At 72.8% G+C, this 8,491-nt stretch carries 9 protein-coding genes; all 9 read right to left on the bottom strand.

Annotated elements, in window-relative coordinates:
- On the bottom strand, window positions 1-227 hold a 227-nt coding region (locus G7A99_RS13425), incomplete at its 3' end, for a DUF4442 domain-containing protein (protein ID WP_163140924.1).
- A 209-nt stretch (window positions 228-436) separates the two neighbouring features.
- Window positions 437-1,201: a TSUP family transporter gene (locus G7A99_RS13420; RefSeq protein ID WP_018718318.1), complete on the bottom strand. Its 765-nt coding sequence runs from the start codon at window positions 1,199-1,201 to the stop codon at window positions 437-439.
- A gap of 60 nt (window positions 1,202-1,261) precedes the next feature.
- Window positions 1,262-1,771: an asparaginase domain-containing protein gene (locus tag G7A99_RS13415; protein WP_205599850.1), complete on the bottom strand. Its 510-nt coding sequence runs from the start codon at window positions 1,769-1,771 to the stop codon at window positions 1,262-1,264.
- Window positions 1,768-2,406 (bottom strand): LysE family transporter, encoded by a 639-nt coding sequence (locus G7A99_RS13410; protein WP_163140921.1) that lies wholly within the window; start codon window positions 2,404-2,406, stop codon window positions 1,768-1,770. The genes G7A99_RS13415 and G7A99_RS13410 overlap by 4 nt, the downstream gene beginning before the upstream one ends.
- A gap of 53 nt (window positions 2,407-2,459) precedes the next feature.
- Complete coding sequence (locus G7A99_RS13405; RefSeq protein ID WP_018718315.1) at window positions 2,460-3,674, bottom strand: aspartate aminotransferase family protein; 1,215 nt, start codon at window positions 3,672-3,674, stop codon at window positions 2,460-2,462.
- Between the two features lie 28 nt (window positions 3,675-3,702).
- Window positions 3,703-5,031 (bottom strand): N-succinylarginine dihydrolase, encoded by a 1,329-nt coding sequence (gene astB, locus G7A99_RS13400; RefSeq protein WP_163140918.1) that lies wholly within the window; start codon window positions 5,029-5,031, stop codon window positions 3,703-3,705.
- Window positions 5,028-6,494 (bottom strand): succinylglutamate-semialdehyde dehydrogenase, encoded by a 1,467-nt coding sequence (gene astD / locus G7A99_RS13395; RefSeq protein WP_163140915.1) that lies wholly within the window; start codon window positions 6,492-6,494, stop codon window positions 5,028-5,030. Before astD ends, astB begins: the two co-directional genes overlap by 4 nt.
- Window positions 6,487-7,554 (bottom strand): arginine N-succinyltransferase, encoded by a 1,068-nt coding sequence (locus G7A99_RS13390; protein ID WP_163140912.1) that lies wholly within the window; start codon window positions 7,552-7,554, stop codon window positions 6,487-6,489. The genes astD and G7A99_RS13390 overlap by 8 nt, the downstream gene beginning before the upstream one ends.
- The coding region (locus tag G7A99_RS13385) for a hydrolase (RefSeq protein WP_163140909.1) at window positions 7,529-8,491 on the bottom strand (963 nt) is incomplete at its 5' end. The genes G7A99_RS13390 and G7A99_RS13385, both read right to left, overlap by 26 nt.

Raw genomic sequence — 8,491 nt, 5'->3', positions numbered from 1 at the left:
CGCGATCCCAGGCTGTGCAGGAGCAACAGCATGTAGAACGGATCCGTCATGGCGAACAGGCTGCCGCCGAAGTGCGTTCCAACATAATTGCTGGTCCAGCGCCGGTGATGCAGCGCTACCACCGCCCGCCGCCAGTCGGGGGTGATCTCGCGCACGCGTATGCCGGCACCCAGAAACGGCGGCCAGAGATTCATCAGCCGTCCCAGCCATCTCGCCGAGATGCGCATTCCGCCCTCCTCCGGCCCGCATCCGTCACCCCGGCCGAATGGCCCCGATCACCGGCGGGCCGCCCGCGCGTGCCGATGCGTGAACACCGGCATCCGCCACGCCGCGCCGATCGCAGGGCGATCCGATAAGACATGCGGGCTGATCGAAAGGTGCCAGCCTAACGGCTACCGGCAGCGGCCGGAACCGTACGCTCCGGCGACGGGGTTGCTCAGAGGAAACGCGCCCAGACGATGCGCGCGAGCATAGCGAGACAGACCAGCACCACCAGCGGGCGGATCAGCGCCACGCCGCCCCGGATCGCCATGCGCGCGCCCAGCACCGCACCGGCGAGCTGACCGACGATCATCGCCGCGCCCACGCCCCAGAGGACATAGCCGCCGCTGATGAACAGGATCATCGAGGCGATATTGCTGGTGACGTTCAGCACCTTGGTGAGCGCCACCGCACGGCGGGCGCTGGCACCGAGGAGCGCTACCGCCGAGGCGGTGAAGAACGAGCCCGTGCCCGGGCCGAAGAAGCCGTCGTAGAAGCCGATGGCCGGCGCCGCCGTGAGCCCGTAGCCCAGCCGCCCCATCCGGGGCTCGCTCTCCAGATCGCCGAGCCGCGGCGAGAAGGCGAAGTAGAGCACCATCACCACGAGCAGCAGCGGCAGGAGCCGCTCCACGACGTCATTGTCCATGTACTGTACGAGCAGCGTACCCGCCCCCGCGCCGACGAACGACGCGACGATCAGCCCCCGCGCCCAGGACAGGTCCACCCAGCCCTGGCGGACATAGCTCGCCGCCGCGGTGAACGCCCCCATCGTGCCCTGGAGCTTGTTGGTCGCCAGGGCGTTGAGCGGTGGCACGCCGCTCAGCAGCAGTGCCGGCAGCGCAATCAGGCCGCCCCCGCCGGCAATGGCGTCGAGCCAGCCGGCGGCGAAGCCCACCGCGGCCAGCAGCAGATAGAACTCCGGGGCAACGGCCCATTCCACCGTCGCGACTCCTCTGTCATCGGATACCGGGAAGGCGGGACCATCGCCGGCCCCGGCGGATCAGCCCCGGGGCGGCGTGGCCTCGAAACGGCCGGCACGGCGGTCCTTGCGGACCCGCCCGGCCTCGAACACGCGGCCGTTCATGGCGATATAGACTCCCGGGACGAGCAGCTGCACCGCCGCCAGCGCGAAGCCCAGGTTGAACGGCGCATCGGTCTCGCGCATGCGCGCCGGCTGCATCGCGCCGACCAGCACGATGGTGCGCCCGTCACCGCCCGCCAGGGCCTCGGCGGTCTCCGCCATGGTGTCGGTGCCATGGGTGATGATCACCCGGCGGGCACCGGAGGCCTCGACACGCGCGCGCAGCGCCCGGCGGTCGGCGTCGGTGAGCTCCAGGCTGTCCTTCGCCAGGACGGCCTCCACCCGCCAGGCGACATCCACCCTGGCCTGCTCGAGGATCCCCGGCGCCTGCGGCTCGCCCACGCGGAACTCGCTCAGGGCGTCGGCGTAGACCTTGTCGAAGGTACCACCGGTGGCGAGCACGAGGATCCCGTCATCCGCCCCGCTCACACCCGGCGCGCCCCCGCGGCCGCGATGCTCACCCCGAGGGCGATCAGCACACCCCCGATGATGCGCTCGAACCAGTGGCCGAGCCGGGCGAAGCCGGCACGCACCCGGGCATGACCGAAGGCCACGGCCAGCAGCGAGAACCACGCCGCCGTCGCCACCGCCATGTATCCGCCGTAGGCGACCTGCAGAGCCAGCGGCGTGTCCGCGCTGATCACCACCGAGAACAGCGAGAGGAAGAACAGCGTGGCCTTGGGGTTGAGGCCGTTGGTGAGAAAGCCGGTAACGAACGCCCGGTGCGCCGCCGGTGCAGCCCGCCGCGCGACGACCGAATCCGTCGCCGCGTCCGCGGGACGGGCGCGTAGCGCGCGCACGCCGAGCCATACCAGGTAGGCCGCGCCGAGATACTTCATCAGCGTGAACGCAAGGATCGACTGGGAGACGATCAGCCCGATGCCGAGCAGCGAGTAGGCGACGTGCACCAGGATGCCCGTGCCCACGCCGAGGCTGGTGAGCACCCCCAGACGGCGGCCGTGGCCGACGCTCTCGCGCACGACCACGGCGAAATCCGGACCGGGGCTGGCCACCGCCAGCAGATGGACCGTCGCCACCGTAAGGAACTCCGGAAGATATTCCATGACGCCCTCGCGCAAGCCGTTCAGACGACTACTATACCAGCGGCACGGCCGCGTCAGGCCCCGGCCACCCGCGCGACGGCGCGCTCCAGGCGGACCAGGGCCTCGTCCACCTCGGCCTCCGGGATGATCAGCGACGGAGCGAGCCGCACGACGTCCGGCCCGGCGATCAGCGTGAGCACGCCCTCGTCCAGGGCCGCCCGGAGGATATCCCGCGCGCGTCCGGCCCACTCCGGCACCAGCTGCGCACCGACGAGCAGCCCGCGGCCGCGGATCTCCGCGAAACAGCCGTGGGCGGCGTTGATGCGCTCCAGCCCGGCCCGCAACCGCTCGCCGCGCTCACGCACCCCGGCGAGGACGTCCGGCTGGGAGACGATATCGATCACCTCCGCGGCTACCGCGCAGGCGAGCGGGTTGCCGCCATAGGTGCTGCCGTGGGTCCCCGGCTGGAAGACCTGCGCCACCGCCTCGCGGGTGAGCATCGCGGAGATCGGGATGCCGTTGCCCAGCGCCTTGGCGGTGGTGAGGATGTCGGGCTCCACGCCATAGCCCATGTACGCGTAGAGATCGCCGGTGCGCCCGACGCCGGTCTGGACCTCGTCGAAGATCAGCAGCGCACCGTGCTCGTCGCAGACCCGGCGGGCCGCGGCGAGGAATTCCGCGTCCGCGGGGGTCACGCCGCCCTCGCCCTGCACCGGCTCGACCAGCACCGCGCAGGTGCGCGAGGAGACCGCGGCCTCCAGCGCGGCGATATCGTTGTAGGGCACATGGCGGATGTCTCCCGGCAACGGTCCGAACCCCTCGGTGTACTTGGGCTGGCCGCCGGCGGTGACGGTGAACAGCGTGCGCCCGTGAAAGCCCTGCTCGAAGGCGATGATCTCCGTGCGCGCGGTCTCGCCGCGGTCGTAGGCATAGCGGCGCGCGAGCTTGAGGGCCGCCTCGTTGGCCTCGGCGCCGGAGTTGGCGAAGAACACCCGGTCGGCGAAGGTCAGCTCCGTGAGCCGGCCCGCCAGGGTCATCGCCGGCTCGGTGGCGAACACGTTGGCGACGTGCCACAGCCGCCCGGCCTGGCCGGTGAGCGCGGCCACCAGCCTCGGGTGGGCATGGCCGAGCGCGGTCACGGCGATGCCGCCGGCCAGGTCCAGGTACTCCCGGCCCTGCTGGTCCCACACGCGGGAGCCTTCCCCGCGCACCGGGATCACCCCGGCGGGGTTGTAGTTGGGCACCATGACGGTGTCGTAGAACGCGCGATCGGGATGCGATGTGGTCATTGGACTCCTCGTTGCTGATCGGGGGGACTCATGCGCCGGCGCGCTGGAAGGCGTAAACGCTGCCGAGCCCGAGCAGCCGCGTCAACTCGTCCAGCGCCGCGCGGGACTCCGTGAGCAGCTGCGGGTCCGCCAGGTCGGCGGGGGCGAGGCGGTCCCGGTAGTGCCGGCGGACCCAGTCGGCGAGGCGCCCGTGGCGGTCGGCGTCCAGCCATACGCCCGGCGCGCACGCCGCGGCCTCCTCGTCGGTGAGCACCACCCGCAGCCGCAGGCAGGCGGGTCCGCCGCCGTTGCGCATGCTCTGGTGGACGTCGCGGTAGACGACCCGGGCGAACGGTGCGCCGTGGGCCTCGCAGCGGGCCAGGTAGGCCGCCACCGACGGCACCCGCCGGCAGGACTCCGGCACGACGAGCGCGCGCTCCCCCGCCCCGGTGGTCACGATCTGGCTGTTGAACAGGTACGACGCCACCGCATCCGCCAGGGGCACGTCCCGCTCCGGGACCTCCACCACATCGAGCCCGGGCACCGCCCCGGCAAGGCGTTCCAGCACGGCGTCGTGCTCGGCGAAGGCCCGCTCGTGGGCGAACAGCAGCCGCTCGTGGCCGACGGCGATCACGTCGTTGTGGAACACGCCGGCATCGATGGCCTTCGGGTCCTGGCGGGCGAAGACCACGCGGGCCGGATCGAGGCCGTGCAGGCGGGCCACCGCCTCGCTCGCCGCCCGGGCCTGGCGTGCCGGATAGCGCTGCGGCCCGGCCTGGCCGTCGCCGCCGAAGACGAACAGAGAGACGCCGGGGGCACCAGGGGTGCCGGCAAAACGCGTGTGGTTGGCCGCGCCCTCGTCGCCCAGGCCGGGCGTGGCGGGCAGCGGCTCGTGATGCGCGAACCGGGGCCCCGCGGGGAAGATCGCGCGCAGCACCCGCGCCGTGGTCGGCGCCTCGATGCTGCGGTGGAGCTGGCTCACCAGGTTCGCCGGGGTAAAGTGCACCCGGGCGTCGGCGGTGTCCGCCGAGGGCGAGACGGTGGCCGCGTTGGCGGTCCACATCGCCGCCGCCGAGCTCGCGGCGGCGAGCAGCCGCGGGGCATCGGCGGCCGCGCGCTCGAGCACCCGGGCGTCATCACCGGTGAAACCGACACCGCGCAGCAGGGACAGGCAGGGGCGCTCGTGGGGCGGCAGCACCGCCTGGGCGACACCGAGGTCGGCCAGCGCGCGCATCTTCTCCAGGCCCTGCAGCGCCGCCTCCCGGGGGTTGGCCACGAGCCCGGCATGGCGCATCGAGGCGATATTCCCCCGGGCGAGTCCGGCATAGTTGTGGGTCGGCCCCACGAGGCCGTCGAAATTCACCTCCCGTGCGGTCACAGCGTCACCCCGGGAGGCAGCGTCTCCGGCAGCGCCGGTGCCTCGGTCATCAGCGAGGCCACCGGATAGGCACAGTAGTCCGCGGCATAGTAGGCGCCCGGGCGATGATTGCCGCTCACGCCCACGCCGCCGAACGGTGCCGCCGAGCTCGCCCCGGTCAGCGGCCGGTTCCAGTTCACCACGCCGGCCCGGACCTCGCTGCGGAAGCGCTCGAACGCCGCCGCGTCGCCACCGATAAGCCCGGCAGACAGGCCGAAACGGGTGTCGTTGCAGCGGGCGATGGCGTCGTCGAGCCCGTCGTGCCGGCTCACCCGCAGCAGCGGGCCGAACCACTCCTCGTCCGGGACGTCGATGCCCTCCACGTCCACCAGTCCCGGGCGCACCCGACCGGTGCCCTCGCGCAGGTGGGCGAGCGGCTCGATCACCCGGCCGCCCAGGGCGGCCAGACGCTCCTGGGCGTGGACGAGGACGCGCGCTGCCGCGTCGCTGATCACCGGCCCCATGAACACCTCGGGATCGTCGTCGCAATCGCCCACCCGCAGCGCACGGGCCGCCCCGGTCAGTGCCTCCAGCAGCCGGTCGCCTTCCCTGCCCCGTGGCAGGTAGAGCCGCCGGGCGCAGCTGCAGCGCTGGCCGGCGGTGGCGAAGGCCGACTGCAGCGTGAGCAGCGCCGCCGCCCGCGGATCGGCCCCCGGGAGCACCACCAGCGGGTTGTTGCCGCCCATCTCCAGGGCCAGGATCTTCTGCGGCTGACGGGCAAGGCCCTCATGGAGGGCCAGCCCCGTGGCCTCGCTGCCGGTGAACAGCAGCCCGTCGATCCCCCGCGCCGAGGCGAGCGCCCGGCCGGTGTCGGCACCGCCCTGCACCAGATTCATCACGCCGGCCGGCAGGCCCGCCTCGACCCAGGCGTGCACGGTGGCCTCCGCCACCGCCGGGGCCTGTTCGCTGGGCTTGAAGACCACGGTGTTGCCGGCCAGAAGGGCCGGCACGATGTGCCCGTTGGGCAGGTGCCCGGGGAAGTTGAACGGCCCGAACACCGCCATCACGCCGTGGGGGCAATGGCGCAGCTCGGCGCGCACCGGGGACTCGGCGAGCACGCGCTCGCCGGTACGTTCGTCCCGCGCCTGGCGCGAGATCGCGACCTTGGCGATCATCGCGTCGACCTCGCCGCGGGCCTCCCACAGGGGCTTGCCGGTGTCCTCGGCGATCACCCCCGCCAGCGACTCCCGGCGCTCGCGCAGCATCGCGGCGAAGCGCTCCACGACTCCGGTGCGCTCGTCCACGGACAGCCGTGCCCACGCCGGGAAGGCGCCACGCGCGGCAGCCACCGCCTCATCGACCTGGGCGGCGTCTGCGCCCCTCCCCTGCCAGCAGGCCTCGCCGGTGGCGGGGTCCAGCGAGGTGACCGCCTCGCCCCGTCCGGCCGTCCAGGCCCCGTCGATATACAGCGACGCGTCACTCATCCAGTGCCCTCCCGAGCCAGTGCATGTGCCGCGCATCCGGGTCCACCGGCACCGCGCGGACCGTCTCCCCCGACGGCACCGCCAGTGCCCCGGCCACCGCCTCGTCGACCACTGCCTCGTTGCCACGCACCTCCAGCGGCGCGAGCACACAGCGGAAGGCGGACCAGCGCATGGTCGCCACCAGGCACTGGGGACTGCCCGCCGCCGGCTGCCCCGGGGTCAGGCGCAGGGCCCGGCTGCGTATCACGGCGTCGATGCCGCCGATACGCGCCTCCAGGGTCGCGCCGCCGTCGAAGATGTCCACGTAACCCTCGTAGTGGAAACCCTCCGCCTCCAGCAGCGTCCGGGCCCGGCGGGTATCCGGGTGGACCTCGCCGATGACCTCCTGCGCCGCCGTCGGCAGCAGGGGGACGTAGATCGGATTGCGCGGCATGAGCTCCGCGATGAAGCGTTTGCCCCGGGTGCCGGTGAGGTAGTCCGCCCGGCGGAAGGGCATGGAGAAGAAGTGCCGGCCGAGGCCGTCCCAGAACGGCGAACGGCCGCGGGCGTCGGTGACACCGCGCATCTCCGCGATCACCTTCTCCGGGAAGTGCTCGCGGTGGTTGGCAAGCAGCAGCAGCCGCGAGCGCGACAGCAGCCGCCCGAGGCCGCCGCCGCGGTGGCCGGCGTGCAGGAACAGCGAGCCCACCTCGGTGCCACCGGTGTAGTCGTTGTTGAGGTACAGCGTGGGGATGACCCGGTGCACGCCCAGGGTCGGCGAGGCATGCACCACCGTGCTCACCCGATAGCTGTAGAACGGCTCGCTCAGGCCGATGCCGGTGTGCAGACCGGTGGTGCCGACCACGGCGCCGGTGTCCAGGTTCTCGAGCACGAACAGCAGCGCCCGCTCAGCATCGGCCAGCCGCGCCGGCCCGGCCTCGACGGTTTCCAGCGACGTCTGCACCCGCCGCGCCAGGGAATCGCGGTCCCGGGGCAGCGAGGTCATGCCCACGCCGGTGCCCGTCACCAGCTCGCAGAGGACATCGATATCGGTCTCACGGACCGGCCGGATCACGTGCATCGCCGCCCTCCGGAAACGCCGCGTCCCCCGTCGCGAGCGCCACCAGCAGGCTGCCCACCAGCCCGGCACGCTCGACCAGGGAGTCGATCTCCATGTATTCGCTGTCGCTGTGGATACCGCCGCCGACCACGCCCAGGGTGTCGACGTTGGGCAGCCCGGCGGCGGCGAGGTTGTTACCGTCGCAGCACCCCCCGGTGGGGGCCCAGTCGAGGGTCCCGCCGGTGACCTCGGCGCAGGCCCTCAGTGCGTCCAGAAGGGTCTGCTGGCCCGCGCTCATGGGCTTCGGGGGGCGCGAGAAGCCGCCGTGGAGGGCCACGGTGTAGTCCGGCGGCGCATGGACCGAGGCGACGGCCCGGTCGAGCTGATGCGTCACCCAGGTCGCATCGTCGTCATCGGTGACGCGCACGTTGAAGCGCACCACCGCCCGGTCGGGGACCACATTGCTGGCACCGCCACCGCGCACGAAGGCGGGATTCACGGTGACACCGGGACGCTGGCCGTTCAGGCCGTCGATGGCGGTAATGAAGCGGGCCGCCGCGGCGACGGCGTTGCGGCCCAGGTGGTGCTCACGGCCCGCATGGGCGCTGCGGCCGGCGAACACGGCGGTCCAGTTGCCGCTGCCCCGGCGGGCCCCGGCGAGCGTGCCGTCCGGCAGCGAGGGCTCGAACACAAGGCCGGCCCGATGACGGGCGGCCGCGGCCTCCAGCACGGGGGCGGATACCGGCGAGCCGATCTCCTCGTCGGGGTTGAGGATCACCTCCCAGCCGATGCGCCCCGCGGCCGGGCCGGACTCAAGCGCGTGGAGCGCCTCGCGCATCACCACCAGCCCGCCCTTCATGTCCGCCACGCCCGGGCCGCGCAGCCGCGGCCCCTCCCGCCAGACCGACTGGAACGGGGAATCCGCGGGGAACACCGTGTCCGTATGGCCCACCAGCAG

This window comes from Arhodomonas sp. KWT, assembly GCF_010993615.1.
Note: the sequence above shows the minus strand (reverse complement) of the source record. Positions and strands in the feature narration are given on the sequence as shown.

Coding starts and splice junctions, on each gene's coding strand:
- G7A99_RS13405 (WP_018718315.1), bottom strand. CDS start 3,674: ATGACCACATCGCATCCCGATCGCGCGTTCTACGACACCGTCATGGTG.
- G7A99_RS13410 (WP_163140921.1), bottom strand. CDS start 2,406: ATGGAATATCTTCCGGAGTTCCTTACGGTGGCGACGGTCCATCTGCTG.
- G7A99_RS13390 (WP_163140912.1), bottom strand. CDS start 7,554: ATGCACGTGATCCGGCCGGTCCGTGAGACCGATATCGATGTCCTCTGC.
- astD (WP_163140915.1), bottom strand. CDS start 6,494: ATGAGTGACGCGTCGCTGTATATCGACGGGGCCTGGACGGCCGGACGG.